Here is a 17,021-nt window from a genome sequence, read left to right as displayed (position 1 = left end):
GTGATATCATGCAAGAACATTTAATTGTCACATTAGATGGCAAAGATTATCTTGTAGAACCTGGAACTAACTTATTAGAATTTATTAAATCTCAGAACACGTTTGTACCATCGATTTGTTATAACGAGTCTTTAGGTGCCATCCAAACATGTGATACGTGTACTGTTGAAATAGATGGGAAGATCGAGAGAGCGTGTAGTACTATAGTCGATCGACCTATGGTAGTCAATACTCAAAGCGATCGAGTTCAGTCGAGTCAAAAAGAAGCGCTCGATAGAATTTTAGAAAAGCACCAGCTCTACTGTACTGTTTGTGACTATAATAATGGCGATTGTGAAATTCACAACACGATGGATCAATGGGGGCTTGAACACCAAACATACGAATATAAAGCAAAACCTTACGAGAAGGATTATGGTCCATTTTATCGTTATGATCCGAATCAATGTATACTCTGTGGGCGCTGTGTAGAAGTATGTCAAGATGTTCAAGTTAATGAAACTTTGACTATTGATTGGGAGCGTAAAGAGCCACGAGTTATTTGGGATAATGACGTATCTATCAATGATTCTTCCTGTGTAGGTTGTGGTCAATGTGCAACCGTTTGTCCATGTAACGCTATGATGGAAGTCAATATGGAAGGTAATGCGGGTTATATGACTGACCTTGAACCAGGGTCATTAGCTGCCATGATTGATTTAACTAAGAAAGCAGAGCCGGGATATGGTCCATTATTTGCTATTTCAGATTCCGAGGCAGCTATGCGTGAGGAACGTATTAAGAAGACGAAGACGGTATGTACATATTGTGGGGTAGGTTGTTCGTTTGATGTTTGGACGAAAGGAAGAGAAGTGCTCAAAGTTCAACCGCAACATGAATCTCCTGCGAACCAAGTGTCCTCTTGTGTCAAAGGGAAGTTTGGATGGGATTACACTGATTCAGAAGAGCGTCTGACTAAACCATTGGTCCGTAAAGGTGATGAATTTGTCGAGGTAGAATGGGATGAAGCACTTAAAGTGATCAGTGAGAACTTCAAGAAGATCAAAGATGAGAAAGGACCGAGTCATTTGTCCTTTATTTCCTCTTCTAAAGCTACGAATGAAGAATCTTACCTTATGCAGAAGTTAGCGCGCCAAGCGATTGGTACGAATAACATTGACAATTGTTCACGCTATTGCCAAGCCCCTGCAACTAAGGGCTTATTCCGAACTGTGGGACACGGTGGCGACTCTGGCTCAATCTCAGATTTAGTAAAGGCGAGCATGGTGGTGCTAATTGGAACGAATACTGCTGAAGCGCATCCTGTGATAGCTTCTAAGATTAAACGTGGACAAAAATTATATAATCATACATTGAATGTATTTGATATCCGTAAACATGAAATGGCACAACGTGCTGACAACTTCTATCAACCTAAGCCAGGTACTGATTTAGCTTGGTTGTCTGCTGTAACTAAATACATCATCGACAACGATAAACATGACCAGGCGTTTATTGATGAATGGGTAGAAAACTTCGATGAGTATTACAAATCTCTAGAAACATTCACCATGGAATTTGCTGAAGAAACAACAGGCATTCCTAAAGAAGATTTAATTGATTTCGCTGAACAAGTTGTTGCTGCTGAGTCAGTTTCTATCTGCTGGGCTATGGGAGTTACGCAACAAGATATCGGTAGTGACACATCTACAGCTATTTCTAATTTATTGTTAGCAACTGGTAATTATAGACGTCCTGGTACTGGCGCATATCCTTTACGTGGACATAACAATGTTCAAGGTTGCAGTGATATGGGAAGTATGCCTGATAAATTCCCAGGTTACCAAGGTGTTGGAGATGACATCGTACGAGCTAAATTTGAACGTGAATATGGAGTTGAAATACCATCTGAGCCAGGTAGAGATAATCATCAAATGATGGAAGGTATTCATAATGACGAAATTCATGCCCTATACTTATATGGGGAAGATACAGGTATCGTAGACTCAAATATCAACTTTGTTCAAGCAGCTTTAGAAAAAGTAGATTTCTTAGTTGTCCAAGATGCGTTCTTCACATTTACAGCTACTTTTGCTAACGTGGTCTTACCAGCTAGTCCAGCACTTGAAAAAGATGGGACGTTTACGAATACAGAACGTCGTATTCAACGCCTATATAAAGGTTTAGAACCTAAGGGTGATTCGTTACCAGATTGGCAGATCATACAACGTATTGCTAAAGAACTAGGATATGATTGGGGTTACACGCACCCATCGGAAATTATGGATGAAATTGCTCGCTTAACGCCGTTATACTCTGGTGTTTCTTATAAGCGTTTGGAAGGTTACAATAGCTTGCAATGGCCAGTTGCAGAAGATGGTACGGATGAACCGATATTATATTTAAATGGCTTTAACTTTGAGAATAAAAAAGCAAAATTCTTCCCATTAACATTTGATAATTTCTTTAAACAGAGCGAAGAGTATGATTTACATGTGAATAACGGGCGTTTACTTGAGCATTTCCACGAAGGTAATATGACTTACCGCGTCAAAGGTTTAGAATACAAGATGCCGCATACATTCGTAGAGATTTCACCAGAACTTGCTGAAGATCGTGGCATACACGAAGGTGCAGAAGTTAAACTTATCTCTGATACTGGTGAAGCAACGATGATGGTTCATGTTACCGATCGTGTTAAAGGCAAGGAAATCTATATCCCACTTAATAACAACGCTATGGTACATGGTGACAATAGTGCGATAAATATGCTGACGAATAGCGACGTCGATAAAGATACGGATACTCCATCTTACAAGCGAACAAGTTGTCGCATGGAAGTTAAGACGAGAAGAGGAAAGTCTCCTTTAAACCCTACGAATTTCCGTGTTAATAAAGAGCGTCAACCTCAGTACAGTGTTCAAGTTCAGAATAAGTGGAAGCGAGAAGATTACGTCTTCCCAGGAAGTCAGGTGGATAAATAATGGCTGAGAGAATAACTAAGATCAGACGTGTAGAAAAATCAGAAGAGCAAATTAAACAAGATAACTTAGAAGAAGTTACTACTGCTATTGCTAATAACAAAGAGAGCATCCTCAAAGCAATCAACCTCGTGAGCGCGTTAGATGAAGCAAAAGTCTTAGACGCAATGAGCGGTATGATGCGAGGTAGAGGTGTTATTGCAAATAAGTTTGCTACTGAATTGAACAAAGAACAGTATAGTGGACTAATTTCTAATATGGCTTCACTCGTCTTCATGCTAGGTGAATTGAATGTTGATGACTTAAGTCGTATATTAAATAAAGTGAATAGCGGTTTACGTGTTGCAAATGCTGCTAATCCTAATCAAAAGACATCGATTACAGGTTTGGTGAAAATCTTAAGAGATGATGAGATCAATCGCGGCTTAACTTATATGCTGAACTTACTTAAAGGTATGTCTAGAGAATAAAGGATGCTGCTATTTAAATAAGAGATAATCTGAAACGAAATTAAATGATAATAAATGAGATGAGGTCAATTTAGTTTGATGAAGTCTCTGACTGGATTTAAATCTACAACGCCGGCAGTTTAGCCATGTTTGCCTAGGGATAGTGCTTCATATCATGATTCAAAGTTATATTGCAATGATGGATAGTCGATGACGGCTTCGTATAACTAAGATAGTGAAGCATCTACATTCGATATACTATTCCCCAGGAATGCATGCTGTGCCGGCGTGTATTTGTTCCCGCGCAATTCTTCACTTTTTATTGTCGTACATATAAGATGATGAAAATTATATTTCATATCTCCTTGAGAATATTACAGGGGATTAATGAAGATGTTAGAGTTATATTAGAAATGATTTACATATTTGTTATGAAAGGTTGAGATATAAAGGTTCTGTGCTCTGGGGAGGGAGCGAGACAGACATCTCATTTGAATAAAAAGATTTCTGTCCCGCTCCCAAGTAGGCGTGGCGATAGAAAGAAGCAGCTAGACAGTACGGATTAATGTCTTTACCCGTCGTTTATTGAGGAGTCTTATGGTACAATTTTAACGAATTCAAGAAATTTTAGTAGGAGTGAAAGGTAATTAGACAACAACAATTAAAAATATTGGCTATTGTCTCCAATGTTTTTTTAGTCATTGGAATTATACTACTCATTATGTTAAAGCTAGTGATGGCTATCACCATGTTTGTAGTATCTTTAGCAATCAGTTTAGTTATGTTTAATGTTTTTTTCAGAGAACGTACGGGAATGAAGTGGGCAATTAATATCTCTTTTATCTTAGTACTTGTAGCCGTGATGATTGCTTATTTCGTACTTAAGTAGGTTAAAGGGGAACAATATTCATGTTAGATTTTATAAAAAAACGGTTTGTCCTCATTGTTACCATAGTCTTATTGCTTATCTTAGGAACTCTCTTCCTTATATTTGATACATCGCTATTCGACAATCAGAAGACCCATACTTTCGGTGAAGCGTTAGAGAAACAAACTGCTAAAGGGATGCTAAATACGAAAGAAAAGGACGGACGATTCATTCATGCCTCTAAGAGAGACGTAGAAAGCAGCATGGCAGTAGATGATCGCCACCATAACCTTAAACATATGGATATTTCGGAAAAAGTTGCTTTGTCTAAAAAGGAAATAAACCATTTGTTAAAGGGTAAGGGAATACTTGAGGGCGAAGGACAGGCCTTCCTTGATGCGCAAGATAAATATGAAGTTAACGCTTTATACCTCGTTAGTCATGCACAACTTGAAACGGGGAATGGTGAATCACAATTAGCGTATGGGTTAAAAGATGGCAACAAGCGATATTATAATTTTTTCGGTATTGGCGCCTTTGATGAGAATGCGTTACATCACGGTAATAGTTATGCAAAGAAACATAATTGGACTTCTCCACGTAAAGCAATAATGGGTGGAGCTGAATTTGTACGTCATCATTATTTTGAGAATCAACAGCTCTCACTTTATGAGATGCGTTGGAATCCCCGACAACCTGGCACTCATCAATATGCCAGTGATATTAACTGGGATGACAATATAGCACGTTATATGGATAGATATTATCAAAAGCTAGGTATCAAAAAAGATCATATCGATAAAGACTACTATAAAAAATAAAGCTGTTAGTCTAAATGCCAATGAGGATGAGCTAGCTGGCTATGATAGAATATAAACGAGCGTTAAGAATTGAGGTGGTGTTAATATGAAAATAGCTGTAGTAGGTGCTGGTATCGGGGGCTTAACAGCAGCGGCACTATTAAGCGAAGAAGGACATGAAGTCAAAGTCTTTGAGAAAGAGCCGGAGATTAAAGAGCTCGGTTCCGGCATTGGAATAGGAGATAACGTACTTAGCAAATTAGGTAATCATGATTTAGCCAAAGGACTTAAAAATGCAGGCCAAGTGGTTAATCGAATGCAAATTTTAAGTGATCAAGCACAGCCACTTTCAACCGTAGAGCTTAAAAAGAATAGTGTTAATCTCACGTTAAAGCGCCAATCTTTAATTGACGTTATAGCCTCCTATGTTCCAGATTCAGATATTTATACTGGTCACAAAGTGGTTAAAATAGATAATAGCGATATGAAAGTGACAGTTCATTTTCAAGGTCAAGAATCTGAGACATTTGATTTATGTCTAGGAGCAGATGGCATCCACTCTGTGATCCGAGAGAATGTAGCCCCTAAGTGTAAAGTTAACTATCAAGGCTATACCGTCTTTAGAGGGATGGTCGAAGATGTTCAATTAGAAGAGGCACATGTGGCACGTGAATACTGGGGTGCGAAGGGCCGTGTCGGCATCGTACCTTTACTTAATAACCAAGCCTATTGGTTCATATCAATTAATGCTAAAGAAAAAGATGAGGCTTTGAGCGAATATGGGAAACCCCATTTACAAGCTCGGTTTAATCATTATCCAGATGACGTTCGTCAAATATTAGACAAACAAGGTGAAACGGGCATACTGCATCATGATATGTATGATTTAAAGCCGCTTGATTCATTTGTCTATGGACGCACAATCCTTATAGGGGACGCTGCACACGCTACTACTCCTAACATGGGCCAAGGGGCAGGACAAGCCATGGAAGATGCGATTGTTCTAGTCAATTGTTTAAGACATTATGATTTCAATGAGAGCTTGAAGCGGTTCAACCAAATAAGAGTGAAGCACACAGCTAAAGTAATCAAGCGTTCACGTAAGATTGGAAAGATTGCTCAACACACTAATCCACTAGTCATTAGAATACGTAATATGATCGCTAAGGCCTTGCCTAATTCTTACGGTACACGACAAACTAAATTTTTATATAAGAGTAAAGCCAAATAGGTTCATTTAACAATAGAGCATAATGAGCAAGGGCGAGATGACACAGGGATATAAATCCCGAAAAAATAGGGAGCGGGGCAGAAATCTAATTTGAATAAAAAGATTTCGTAGTCCCGCCCCGGCAAGGATGACTAGAAATGAAAAAAGCTTGATACAAGCGCGTTTTCAAATCAGTCCTATTTGCCAAAGAGCCAAAAAATAGCACTCAGATGATTTAATTCCTTTCATCTGAGTGCTTCTTCTATACAATAGCTTTATGCTTCGGACTGCTTAATCTCATCTCTGCGTGCGCTTAAAATATTGCAGTGTGTTATACAACAAGCTTTTCACACTATAACGAGTATCAATAAGTACTAGAAATTATGAAGTCATACACATTAGTTGTTAACTATAAATTTAGGTGTCTCACCATTCATTTTACTAATCGCATCATTTGCAACTATACGCGCCATCATGTCTCGCGCTTCATAAGTAGCATTACCAATGTGAGGTGTGATAACTACATTATCTAATGATTTCAATTCATCATTAATCTCAGGTTCAAATTCAAATACATCGAGTGCAGCGCCTTCAATTTCTTTAGCTTTCAACGCATCGACAAGTGCTTGTTCATTGACTATTGGACCGCGTGAGGCATTAATTAAATAGCTTGTAGATTTCATTTGTTGGAATTGTTCTGTATCGAAACGATGATGTAATTCAGGTTTATAAGCTGCGTTAACTGTAATGAAGTCAGAGTTTTGAACGAGCGTATCAAAGTCTACAAATTTAGCACCTATCTCTCTTTCTTTCTCCGGCTTCTGGTGGGGACCTGTGTAAAGAATATTCATATCAAAAGCTTTAGCACGTTTTGCTACCGCACCACCGATTTCACCTAGACCAACGATGCCAATTGTCTTACCTGAGACTTCTCTACCGCGGAAGAAGAGCGGAGCCCAACCGTCAAATCCCTTAGTGCGACACAGTTCATCTCCTTCAACGATTCGACGCGCTACAGCTAGGACAAGACCAAATGTTAGCTCAGCAGTTGCTGAGGTGGAAGCTTTTGGAGTATTGGTAACATCGATCCCTTTCTCACGTGCGTAATCGATATCAATATTGTTAAAGCCAGCGCCATAATTAGTTATAATTTTTAAATTGTTAGCTGAATCGATAACTTCTTTGTCTACGTTTGTAGATAATAAACTGATTAAGACGTCAGCATCTTTAACGCCTTCTTTTAAAGTGTCTTTGTCGATAATACCTTCACCATCATAAATGTCTACATTATAATTTTGTTCTTTTAACAGTTTTAAACCTTCTTCTGGAATAGCTCCTGCAATATATACTTTTACCATAAACTCACATCCTTTAGTGTTAAGTATACCGAATACAGTCGTGTGTCACAAACTATGAGCTATGAACTCGAATCTGAGTAAGAATAAAAGTTAAAGTAACTAGATGAGGATAATAATCGATATCTTCTTATAGTTGAACAAAACCAGCAGTTTGCAATTTCCTCACGTTAGCGCGATGACTGAGGAGATACAACAACGCTATCTGCTGTACAGATGAGGCCTATCTGTCGCGACGATTGAGTTGTAAAAAAGGTCTTAGGCTAGCACGATTAAAAGTGCAGGCAAATCCTTTGGACGTAGAGCAGCTTGTAAGTCTTCTATGAGTGTATACATCATGCCCTAGTCTCAGACAATATTTCTATCTTTATAATTCTTTACCCGAGGACTTTTAATCCTATTACTGAAATGAGTATTAAAATGATAAAAAATATGCGCTTGAAACTTTTAGATTCATTGTAGACGAGCATGCCAATGAGGGCTCCACCACTTGTGCCAATAGCTGTCCAGATAGCATAAGCAGTTCCCATCGGTATATCATACATTGCTAACTTTAAGATAGTGAAGCTACAAATGAAGGCTATGCCTAAAATGATAATCAAAGATTTCTTTCCGGTGCGATTGATTTCGTTTAGGATGATGACACCAATAATTTCAAATAGACCGGCGATAAAAAGATATAGCCAAGCCATTATGATTCCTCCTCTGAAGTGGTCATTTGAAGGCCGAGGATGCCAACGATCAGGATGATTAACAGGGCTATTTTAACTAAGCTTAGGCTCGCTCCATTAAATATGACATCAACTATAATTGTACCTATAGCGCCCATGCCCACAAAGATAGTGTACGTCGTTCCTACTGGAAGGTGTTTGCTCGCTGAGATGACTAGAAAGAAGCTTAGAGCGATGAGTATTAGGGTAACTATCCAAGTTGGGATGTTATGTGCGTGGTTCATACTTGTCACCCATAACACTTCGACAAGCCCAGCGACTATTACTTTCAACCACTGCATGAGATTCCTCCTTTTTATCAACTTATACATTCTCTCAAATTTAGTTGAAGTCTTCAATTGCCGCAGCTCATAAAAATAGGGGAGCGGGACAGAAATCTTTTTGTTCAAATTAGATTTCTGTCCCGCTCCCTCCCTTGTTTGGAGGTCGAGACAAAAGTGTTTCAGTCGACAATCCTGCTTTTGGAACACCGTTAGAGCTCAAAAATCTATGTCTCAACCTCATTTATGGGTCACTAAAAATTTAAAGCTTTAATATTACACGAGCTCAAATCCAGATAGCTACTCTTCATGAATTTTACATCCTGCACATATCAAAACGAGTGACTTCCTCATTAAATCGTATCGTAGATCAAGGATTTATAAGTGAATGTAGTTATAAGACTTTGCTTGACCTGCTGGTATAGTACGAGATGATTGAACAAAAGGGCCACCATTGTAATTCATTTCTGAAATATGAACTGAACCATTGCTGGTTACACTTTCAACATACGCGACGTGGCCAAATGGACCAGCAGAGGTCTGTAAGATCGAACCTGCAGTAGGTTTATGATTAACTTTATAACCTGCTTGAGAAGCGGCAGTCGCCCAGTTATTAGCGTTACCCCACGTGCCACTAATATGGCCGCCAACTCTATTGTATACATACCATGTACATTGCCCGGCGGTATATGGGTTGCTCGCTGCCTGAGTATTTTGAGTTTGTGCAGCATGCGCTTCATGGCCCTGATCTACACCTAATGCTGCTGCCCCTATTCCCAATGCAAGAGTAGTTGTAGTTAAAGCCTTCTTAAACATATAAATATCCTCCTGTAATCTATTTAATATATGTAGCGATATGTATCTCTCATCAAACCAGGTCACACAATATCAGAAAGTTAGCCAGTTGTGTGGATTATTACAACTTTGTTATCGAATTAAAAAGTTTTTGTAGCTCGTTGTAATACCATATATTAAAAAGACAGGAGGGATAAATACTTTCTATGCGTGTCTATGTAGATTGTTTGAGAACTTAGAAATAATGAAGGAAGTATTAAATTGTCACAGCCGTTGTAATATATCTAAAAATTTATTATTCAGTTTCTCTAGAGTGAACAGTGAAATTTGAGGCGTAGTTCTATGGGATAACAGGTAAAGTTAAGTAACATGAATAGCCTATCCTTGTATTATCTAAAGAGCTCGAAGCGATGACGAATGATCATTAATGGATGAGTATAGTATTTTCAGAGGGAGCGATTTTATTACTATAACTATATCGAAATTCAATCAAGTAATGTATAAATTATTGCAAAGATGAACTAACTACTTGCTCTTACGTTCAGTGAGGTTAGTTGTTAAAATACCCCTTGTATCACTTAATTCGAATTCATAGAAGAGCTTGTTTCTCTCTTAGAAAAATTTCAAATAACACCTCTGTCGTGTGCTCTAGCTCGTTACTAGTCAATAGACACCTCTATTAAAACGCCTGCGATACTACTTATCAATGATGTCATAGATACGCCATAATAGGAGGGTGTTAAAAATATTGTGGCGTTTAACTCATTGTTATTAAGGTATATAACTATAGTGTTACGCTCTTAAAGCTAAAGTTAAGAAAGAAGGGATATATATGAATATTGCAATAATAGGCTCCGGTAATGGGGCAGTAACTGCAGCATTAGACATGTATACGAAAGGTCATCAAGTAAGATTGTATTGCCGAAATCAATCAATACATAAATTTGACAAGGCTCTTAAAGATGGAGGGTTCACTTTCAATAATGAAGGTAATGAAAGCTTTGTCGAATTTACAGATATTAGTGACGATATGGAATACGTACTCGATGGGGCTGAAGTAATTCAAGTTATCATCCCTTCATCCTTTATAGAAACGTACGCCTATACGATGGCGCCGTTTATTAAAGACGAGCAACTCATATTCTTTAATATGGCGGCAGCTATGGGTTCTATTCGCTTTATGAATGTATTAGAAGATATGCATATACAAACAGAACCACGCTTTGCTGAAGCAAATACCTTAACATATGGAACCCGAGTTAACTTTGAACAAGCACGCGTAGATCTTTCACTAAATGTTCGCAAGGTTCACTTTTCAACATACGAAAAAGAATATCTCAGTGAAAGCTTCGATATTATAGAATCGCTATATCCATACATCGTTAAAGAAGAGAGTTTAATGAAGACGAATTTAGAGAATGGTAACCCAGAAGTTCATCCGGGGCCTACTTTATTGAATGTAGGTCGTATCGATTATGCTGATGAGTTCTCACTTTATGCTGAAGGGATAACTAAGCACACCGTTAGATTACTGCATGAGGTAGAATTAGAACGTTTATCTTTAGGTCGTAAGTTAGGGTTTGAACTTTCTACAGCTAAAGAGGCGCGAATTGAAAGAGGTTACCTTGAACGCCAATATGAAGATGAACCTTTGAATCGACTCTTTAACAATAGTCCAGTATTCTCTCAAATACCTGGGCCTAATAAAGTTAAAAATCGTTATTTGACTGAAGATATTGCCTACGGTTTGGTGCTTTGGTCAAGTTTAGGTCGAGAAATAGGGGTGGCTACACCGAACATTGATGCCATCATTGTGATAGCGTCGACAATACTTGAAAGGGACTTCTTTGAAGAAGGATTAACTGTAGAAGAACTTGGATTAGATAAACTTGGGTTGGATTAAATTATAAGTTAGGGGGATGCGTATGACGAGACAACCAACACTATTCGAGGCTTTATCTACTATTATAGTCATGGTCATCATAGTTATTGTAGGTTTTGTAGGATTTGGAATACCTATACAAGCTTTGCTCATCTTGTCTTCTGCGTATGCAGTATTTATAGCTAAACGCGTGGGGTTAAAGTGGCAAGATTTAGAAGAAGGGATAACGAAGAGGCTCGCTACTGCTATGCCTGCGATATTCATCATTCTATCAGTAGGTATTATAGTTGGAAGCTGGATGTTCTCAGGTACTGTACCTGCGTTAATATATTATGGACTTGAATTTCTTAATCCTAATTATTTCTTAGTTTCTGCCTTTATTATCTGCGCTATTACTTCAGTGGCGACTGGTACAGCGTGGGGATCAGCATCAACGGGCGGTATAGCTCTTATGGCAATAGCACATCAGCTAGGGATCAATGAAGGGATGACTGCAGGTGCAATTATAGCAGGAGCGGTGTTTGGAGATAAGATGTCTCCCTTATCTGATACAACTAATCTTGCGGCATTAGTAACCAAAGTGAACATATTTGCACATATCAGAGCGATGGTATGGACAACTGTGCCCGCTTCAATCATCGGTCTCATCGTATGGTTTATTGCTGGCCGCCAATTTGGTGGTAAGGCTAAAACTGGAGAAGTCAATCATATGTTAGATCAACTATCAAATATTTATAACATTAACTTCTTTACGTGGATACCAGCCATTGTCATTATCGTATGCCTGTTATGTAAATTTAATACCGTGCCGGCTATGCTTATTTCAAGTTTAAGTGCAATTATTACTGGATGGGCAAACAATGGGTTTAATGTCGTTGACGGTTTTAAAGCTACCTTTGATGGCTTTAAACAAGGTATGGTTCAAGGTAGCGGTCACGTTTCAAGTAAGGTTGCAACCCTAATTGAACAGGGCGGAATGATGAGTATGACCGAAATTATTGTAACTATATTTTGTGGTTATGCTTTTGCTGGTATAGTTGAACGTTCTGGTTGTTTAGAGGTCATATTAAACAAGATTTCTAGTAATATTAACTCAGTGGGGCAGCTCATCTTAGCCACAGTTATCGGTGGTTTGATGATGGTGCTAGCAGCCGGTGTAGCATCTGTAGTGATCATTATGGTCGGCGTGCTAATGATGGATATGTATAATAAGATGAATTTAGACCGCACGAATTTATCTCGTACTTTAGAAGATTCAGGTACAATGATTATTCCACTCATCCCGTGGGGAACTTCTGGTATTTACTATGCTAAGCAACTCGGCGTGTCATTTGACCAATTCTTCATCTGGACCGTTCCTTGTTACTTATGTGTTGTCTTTGCACTTATCTATGGATTTACTGGTATAGGTATTAAAAAAGCCAAAGATAATGAAGAGGCATCAGCCAATAATGATATTTAATTGATTTATAACAGACAGATAGCAAGTTCTAACTCATTGAATCTAATTTAGAAAGGCACATCAATGAGTTAGCGGGGGCGAAACAACATAGTCTCTATTTTATTTATGAGGTCTCTGTTTCGCTCCTCGTGAGTTGTGAGAGCTCGGACGAGTAAATAATACTGGCCATAAAATAAAATTTAATTTGTTACTGAATTGCACTAGGGGAAGTATCATAGTTTAGTCTACCTTTCTCTCGTTAGTTTAAAATACTAAAATTAATTCAAGGTCAATATTTGGGATTATATAGTTGCTCTAACAAATTAAATGGTGAAAAAATCTAAAATTTAAACCAGTAATTTTGTTTAAAGTTATAATAAGAGGATAATATAAGAGTAGACGAGATGATCGATATACATAGTAATATTTGTAGCGGTATTACTATATGCGGAGAGGAGATTATCTTTCGTCAGAATAGATAATTTTATTAAAATATCCTTCTATTATCTATGATTACAGTTTTGTATTGTTTTTTTGTAGCGATTGAACAATGCAAAGCTGTTTTTTTTATGAGATGAAAGATCAAAGGCATATGTTTAAGCGGAATGAAAATGAAATAGGGAAGAACATAGAAAAGAGGGAAGAGACAGAAATCTCAATAATTTCGATATCTCCTCCCTGAAGGGATATTTAAGATGCTGTGATAGACTTACATCTTACTTTTAAGCTACCAATGATGATTAATGAATGTAATTGTAGCTTGCTGCTTGGCTAGCTGAAATCGTACGTGAAGTAACGACACCAGCTCCGTGTCCGTAGTTCATTTCAGATACTCGGATAGAACCATTGCTATTTACGCTTTCAACATAAGCTACGTGGCCATATGCTCCAGCAGATGATTGTAAGATAGCTCCAGCTGCTGGTCTGTTATTAACTGTGTATCCTGATGCAGCGGCAGCATTAGCCCAGTTATTTGCATTACCCCAAGTAGAACCGATCTTACCTCCGACACGATCGAATACATAATACGTACATTGACCTGATGTGTAGAGGTTACGTGAAGAACCTGAAGTACGTGCTATAGAATTTGCAGAGTATGATGGAGCTGGAGTTGATGTTACGTGTACGTTGTGGCTAGAAGTAGAAGCTGTTGGTGCTGCGCCACGTCCACCTGTTGTATTGTAATTCACATAGTGCGGTTGAGCATTGTAATTATTATAACGAGATGTATTGTAGTAATTATAACGAGCTGGAGTGTAATTATTATAGTTTGAATAATTTACGTTTTGATATTGATTAGCTCGGTCTGGACTCCAGTTTCCTTTCCAAGTGTAGTGGTAATTACCTTGTGCATCAATCCAATATGTGTACTCATAAGAAGTTGGATCGTTAGGATTATATCCACTGTGATTTTCTTCGGCAGCATGTGCATCGTTATGTGCAAATGCGAAAGTAGCAATACCTGCAGTAGCGATTGTAGCTGTAGCGATTTTTTTCATTTTAAAATATCCTCCTAATATTCCAATAAGTATTGTTTATGTGAAATTAAATTGATGGCAAAGTTTCACCTACTGACTGGTGACCTTGCTAATCAATTCCGTAAATCGTAGTCCTAAATTGTTTATTTTGACGCGTTTAACTTTACCAGAAAAAATGTGTTTAGTGTGCATTGTTACAAATTTGTAATTTACCTCTAATAAAGTTGTGCATTCGTGTAATAGTAGGTGGTGTTCAAAAAAGCCCAGAGAACACTTATAGTTACTGTGGTAGGAGGCGCGTAACCCTATTCTTTTGTTACACACTTGTAACAAAAATAGTTAAACTTTATTACGCTCCATCGTTTATTTAGTATGTGATGACTATTGTTAGCAATAAATTGTTTCTAGGTAGGAAGGTATAGGGTTATTTAACTTTAAAACAGCAAACGTATTGATCGCGAGAGGTTGAGACATAAAGTTGTTGTGCTCACGAAAACCGAATAACGGCGTCCCAATAGCAGGATTGTCGACAGAAACTTCTTAGTATGATTGAGGTATTAAGCTTTGTACTGCTCAAAGTGTCATTATATTGAGGTTGCAACGAGTAGGGTAATTGTGTCTCAAACTTGGTTAGGAATTAAGAGGCACTCAAATGAAAGTCTTGTTTTCAGTCGTAGTTAGGGTCATACACCAATAAGAGATGTCCAGCATCTAAAAATATGAAATATTATTAAAATGCTAGAAAAACGGGTATAATTAACTATAGCTAGTATTTTGAAGATAATTATTAAGGAGCGTATGTAAGATGATTTTACGTTATATTACTAACTTGAAACTCGCTAAAGAGCTATTTAATGCATCTCAACCTAAGCTTAAAGGTAAGCAAGAAATGAAAGATTCATTTGAAAATGAATTCGGTCTTCCTGCTAAACTAGTGCCCGTGGTTGGCGCCGCTGAAGCATTGAGTTCAGTATTGTTTGCGGTAAGCTTTGCTAGCAAAACACTTTCACGCATCGCATCTCTTATCACTGTAGGAGTGCTCAGTGGAGCAATATTGAAGCATTTTCAAGCTGGGCATGGAAAAGAAGGGGCGAAACATGCAATGGATTTAAGTGGCTTAGCGATATTAAGCTTCTTAGATACTCTCAATTGTAAAAAGGATAAGTAAGTAGTAGCTAAATGAGTTAAATAATGTGCAATGAAGCGGGACCTAGGTTGAAGTACTCAACCTCGCTTTCATTCAACACCTTTCAAATATATATCTACACTATTTTAGTCAGCACTTATTGTTACGGTCGCTAGAGAACTTTGCTTTCTAGGCGTCAGGCTAAGTGCTGGCTTTTTTTGAACTGAGTAGAGAAAAGTATAGTATTGTCTGTATGACAGCACGCATTCATTGAGTAAAACGAAAAACTATGAAGTTATGTTAATAAATAGTAGAAATTAAATAAGAAGGTCAAATTTCTGATAAGAATAAATTTTGCGAAATTAATGAAAATATTGTTGAATTATTTGTATAAGTGTTTATAATTAACTTAAAACAACCAGACTGGACTATCAGGAGGATAACTATGATTAAAGAGGACACGTTTAAAGTTGAAGATATGATCTTACTCGCTCCGAAGCTAAAGGATTTTTATCGAGAGCTTAAAAAATCATATCAGCTGTCATATGAAGAATTAACTATTCTATACCACGTATATAAATTAAAAGAAAATACTATACCTGTGAGGAAACTAGCAGAACGTTCATCTCTGAAGCCTTATTTTTTAAGTAAAGCTATTCAAAAGCTCAAAGATAAAGGTTATTTAGATAAGAAACGAAGTTTGATCGATCAACGACAAATTTATGTAGAAATTACAGACGAGCAACGTGAGCATGTTCGTAAACTACTTCAGGATTTAAAAAAGATTATTAATTAATACTGATATATTTTTTTTAAGGATGGGTCACTAGAGTAATTGTATCAATACAGAAGAACTGACTGAACTGTAAGACTAAGGCGCTATGTCGCCGCAACCACAGTTCAGTCAGTCTTTTTTAGTGAGGTAATAAAGTTTATATTCACTTCATTATGCCATATATCTGTTGTTACTGATTTGTACTTAAATGACGTGTTGTCTTATATTCGAATTTGTGAAAAATGTATTCGATAATGATAGCGAGTAACCAATAAAAAATAGCAGCTACAGTATAAACTGGAACAAAGCGATAGCCTTCGTTAGCGATCACATGACTAACTGACATTATTTCTGTTACTTGAACCGCGAATGCTAAGGAGGTACCTTTAATCAACATTATAAATTGGTTCTCAATGTTAGGTAGGGCGTAGCCAAAAGCTTGTGGTATGATGATCCTTCTATATGTGTCCAAAGTTGATAATCCTACAGTAGTTGCTGCCTCAACCTGCGAACGATCAACCGACTGTAACCCTCCTTTCATGCTCTCTGACAGATAAGCAATAGCATGCAGCGAGAAGCCAATACAAGCAATGAAGAGCGGCGGAAACATATCAGGGTTGAAATGAGTATGGAAATGGTCATTGCTAAACATTAAACAAGTTGGTAGCCCGTAGTACAATACGAATAATTGCACGATTAAAGGCGTGCTTCGTATAAAGGAATTGTAGACGATAATCAACTGTGACAAGATGGGAATGTTGGCGAGCCGAATGATAGCGAAAAGTGTACCAACAATTAACCCGACTGCCATAGCAATGAATGAAATCAAGATGGTATTAGGTATACCTTTTAGAACTTCAACAATCGTTTTTAGTATAAAATCCATAAACT

Annotated in this window: 15 protein-coding genes; 9 read left to right on the top strand and 6 right to left on the bottom strand. The window is 37.7% G+C overall.

The features are described from left to right. The first annotated feature begins 8 nt into the window (after positions 1-8). The 5 genes from fdhF to N9R04_RS00585 all read left to right on the top strand — a co-directional run bounded on the left by fdhF (position 9) and on the right by N9R04_RS00585 (position 6,308). The gene (gene fdhF, locus N9R04_RS00605; protein WP_262853579.1) at positions 9-2,963 is read left to right on the top strand and encodes a formate dehydrogenase subunit alpha; all 2,955 of its coding nucleotides are present in this window, start codon (positions 9-11) and stop codon (positions 2,961-2,963) included. Further along, positions 2,963-3,430: a helical membrane plugin domain-containing protein gene (locus tag N9R04_RS00600; RefSeq protein ID WP_262853577.1), complete on the top strand. Its 468-nt coding sequence runs from the start codon at positions 2,963-2,965 to the stop codon at positions 3,428-3,430. Before fdhF ends, N9R04_RS00600 begins: the two co-directional genes overlap by 1 nt. Before the next feature lie 700 nt (positions 3,431-4,130). Further along, complete coding sequence (locus N9R04_RS00595) at positions 4,131-4,298, top strand: hypothetical protein (RefSeq protein WP_373316330.1); 168 nt, start codon at positions 4,131-4,133, stop codon at positions 4,296-4,298. 20 nt (positions 4,299-4,318) lie between these two features. After that, positions 4,319-5,098 (top strand): N-acetylglucosaminidase, encoded by a 780-nt coding sequence (locus N9R04_RS00590; protein ID WP_262853574.1) that lies wholly within the window; start codon positions 4,319-4,321, stop codon positions 5,096-5,098. 85 nt (positions 5,099-5,183) lie between these two features. Then, positions 5,184-6,308, top strand: coding sequence for an FAD-dependent monooxygenase (locus tag N9R04_RS00585; RefSeq protein WP_262853572.1), 1,125 nt, complete (start codon positions 5,184-5,186; stop codon positions 6,306-6,308). A 377-nt stretch (positions 6,309-6,685) separates the two neighbouring features. On the opposite strand, the gene N9R04_RS00580 is transcribed toward N9R04_RS00585, so the two are convergent. The 4 genes from N9R04_RS00580 to N9R04_RS00565 form a co-directional block, all read right to left on the bottom strand. Beyond that, complete coding sequence (locus N9R04_RS00580; RefSeq protein ID WP_262853570.1) at positions 6,686-7,645, bottom strand: 2-hydroxyacid dehydrogenase family protein; 960 nt, start codon at positions 7,643-7,645, stop codon at positions 6,686-6,688. A gap of 374 nt (positions 7,646-8,019) precedes the next feature. Next, a complete protein-coding gene (locus N9R04_RS00575; RefSeq protein WP_262853569.1) occupies positions 8,020-8,334 on the bottom strand; it encodes a DMT family transporter in 315 nt (104 codons plus the stop codon). After that, entirely contained in the window at positions 8,334-8,654 is a 321-nt protein-coding gene (locus N9R04_RS00570; protein ID WP_262853567.1) for a DMT family transporter, read from the bottom strand. Before N9R04_RS00570 ends, N9R04_RS00575 begins: the two co-directional genes overlap by 1 nt. 357 nt (positions 8,655-9,011) lie before the next feature. After that, a complete protein-coding gene (locus tag N9R04_RS00565; protein ID WP_262853565.1) occupies positions 9,012-9,449 on the bottom strand; it encodes a CHAP domain-containing protein in 438 nt (145 codons plus the stop codon). 811 nt (positions 9,450-10,260) lie between these two features. On the opposite strand from N9R04_RS00565, the gene N9R04_RS00560 reads away from it, so the two are divergent. Both N9R04_RS00560 and nhaC read left to right on the top strand, forming a co-directional pair. After that, complete coding sequence (locus N9R04_RS00560; protein WP_262853563.1) at positions 10,261-11,331, top strand: NAD/NADP-dependent octopine/nopaline dehydrogenase family protein; 1,071 nt, start codon at positions 10,261-10,263, stop codon at positions 11,329-11,331. 22 nt (positions 11,332-11,353) lie between these two features. Continuing rightward, the gene (gene nhaC / locus N9R04_RS00555; protein ID WP_262853561.1) at positions 11,354-12,772 is read left to right on the top strand and encodes a Na+/H+ antiporter NhaC; all 1,419 of its coding nucleotides are present in this window, start codon (positions 11,354-11,356) and stop codon (positions 12,770-12,772) included. A 719-nt stretch (positions 12,773-13,491) separates the two neighbouring features. Here the strand turns inward: nhaC and N9R04_RS00550 are convergent. Beyond that, positions 13,492-14,250, bottom strand: a complete 759-nt coding sequence (locus tag N9R04_RS00550; protein ID WP_262853559.1) for a CHAP domain-containing protein — start codon at positions 14,248-14,250, stop codon at positions 13,492-13,494. A 784-nt stretch (positions 14,251-15,034) separates the two neighbouring features. Between N9R04_RS00550 and N9R04_RS00545 the strand changes: the two genes are divergently transcribed. Next, positions 15,035-15,397 carry a DoxX family protein gene (locus N9R04_RS00545; protein ID WP_262853558.1) on the top strand — a complete coding sequence of 121 codons (363 nt, stop codon included), beginning with the start codon at positions 15,035-15,037 and terminating at the stop codon, positions 15,395-15,397. Between the two features lie 403 nt (positions 15,398-15,800). Next, on the top strand, positions 15,801-16,151 hold the full coding sequence (locus N9R04_RS00540) for a transcriptional regulator, SarA/Rot family (RefSeq protein ID WP_262853556.1): 351 nt from the start codon (positions 15,801-15,803) through the stop codon (positions 16,149-16,151). Between the two features lie 169 nt (positions 16,152-16,320). On the opposite strand, the gene N9R04_RS00535 is transcribed toward N9R04_RS00540, so the two are convergent. Further along, positions 16,321-17,016, bottom strand: a complete 696-nt coding sequence (locus tag N9R04_RS00535) for an amino acid ABC transporter permease (RefSeq protein WP_262853554.1) — start codon at positions 17,014-17,016, stop codon at positions 16,321-16,323. Positions 17,017-17,021 lie beyond the last annotated feature (5 nt).

The sequence above is a fragment of the Staphylococcus marylandisciuri genome (assembly GCF_025519785.1).
Classification (GTDB): Bacteria; Bacillota; Bacilli; order Staphylococcales; family Staphylococcaceae; genus Staphylococcus; species Staphylococcus marylandisciuri.
The sequence above is the reverse complement of the archived record's forward strand: the minus strand, read 5'-3'. Positions and strand labels throughout refer to the sequence as shown.

What these genes read in the sequence shown, in the direction of transcription:
- N9R04_RS00545 (WP_262853558.1), top strand. Translation starts at nt 15,035, where the DNA reads ATGATTTTACGTTATATTACTAACTTGAAACTCGCTAAAGAGCTATTT.
- N9R04_RS00535 (WP_262853554.1), bottom strand. Translation starts at nt 17,016, where the DNA reads ATGGATTTTATACTAAAAACGATTGTTGAAGTTCTAAAAGGTATACCT.
- N9R04_RS00585 (WP_262853572.1), top strand. Translation starts at nt 5,184, where the DNA reads ATGAAAATAGCTGTAGTAGGTGCTGGTATCGGGGGCTTAACAGCAGCG.
- N9R04_RS00600 (WP_262853577.1), top strand. Translation starts at nt 2,963, where the DNA reads ATGGCTGAGAGAATAACTAAGATCAGACGTGTAGAAAAATCAGAAGAG.
- N9R04_RS00595 (WP_373316330.1), top strand. Translation starts at nt 4,131, where the DNA reads ATGTTAAAGCTAGTGATGGCTATCACCATGTTTGTAGTATCTTTAGCA.
- N9R04_RS00560 (WP_262853563.1), top strand. Translation starts at nt 10,261, where the DNA reads ATGAATATTGCAATAATAGGCTCCGGTAATGGGGCAGTAACTGCAGCA.
- N9R04_RS00550 (WP_262853559.1), bottom strand. Translation starts at nt 14,250, where the DNA reads ATGAAAAAAATCGCTACAGCTACAATCGCTACTGCAGGTATTGCTACT.
- N9R04_RS00590 (WP_262853574.1), top strand. Translation starts at nt 4,319, where the DNA reads ATGTTAGATTTTATAAAAAAACGGTTTGTCCTCATTGTTACCATAGTC.
- nhaC (WP_262853561.1), top strand. Translation starts at nt 11,354, where the DNA reads ATGACGAGACAACCAACACTATTCGAGGCTTTATCTACTATTATAGTC.
- N9R04_RS00565 (WP_262853565.1), bottom strand. Translation starts at nt 9,449, where the DNA reads ATGTTTAAGAAGGCTTTAACTACAACTACTCTTGCATTGGGAATAGGG.
- N9R04_RS00580 (WP_262853570.1), bottom strand. Translation starts at nt 7,645, where the DNA reads ATGGTAAAAGTATATATTGCAGGAGCTATTCCAGAAGAAGGTTTAAAA.
- N9R04_RS00540 (WP_262853556.1), top strand. Translation starts at nt 15,801, where the DNA reads ATGATTAAAGAGGACACGTTTAAAGTTGAAGATATGATCTTACTCGCT.
- fdhF (WP_262853579.1), top strand. Translation starts at nt 9, where the DNA reads ATGCAAGAACATTTAATTGTCACATTAGATGGCAAAGATTATCTTGTA.
- N9R04_RS00570 (WP_262853567.1), bottom strand. Translation starts at nt 8,654, where the DNA reads ATGCAGTGGTTGAAAGTAATAGTCGCTGGGCTTGTCGAAGTGTTATGG.
- N9R04_RS00575 (WP_262853569.1), bottom strand. Translation starts at nt 8,334, where the DNA reads ATGGCTTGGCTATATCTTTTTATCGCCGGTCTATTTGAAATTATTGGT.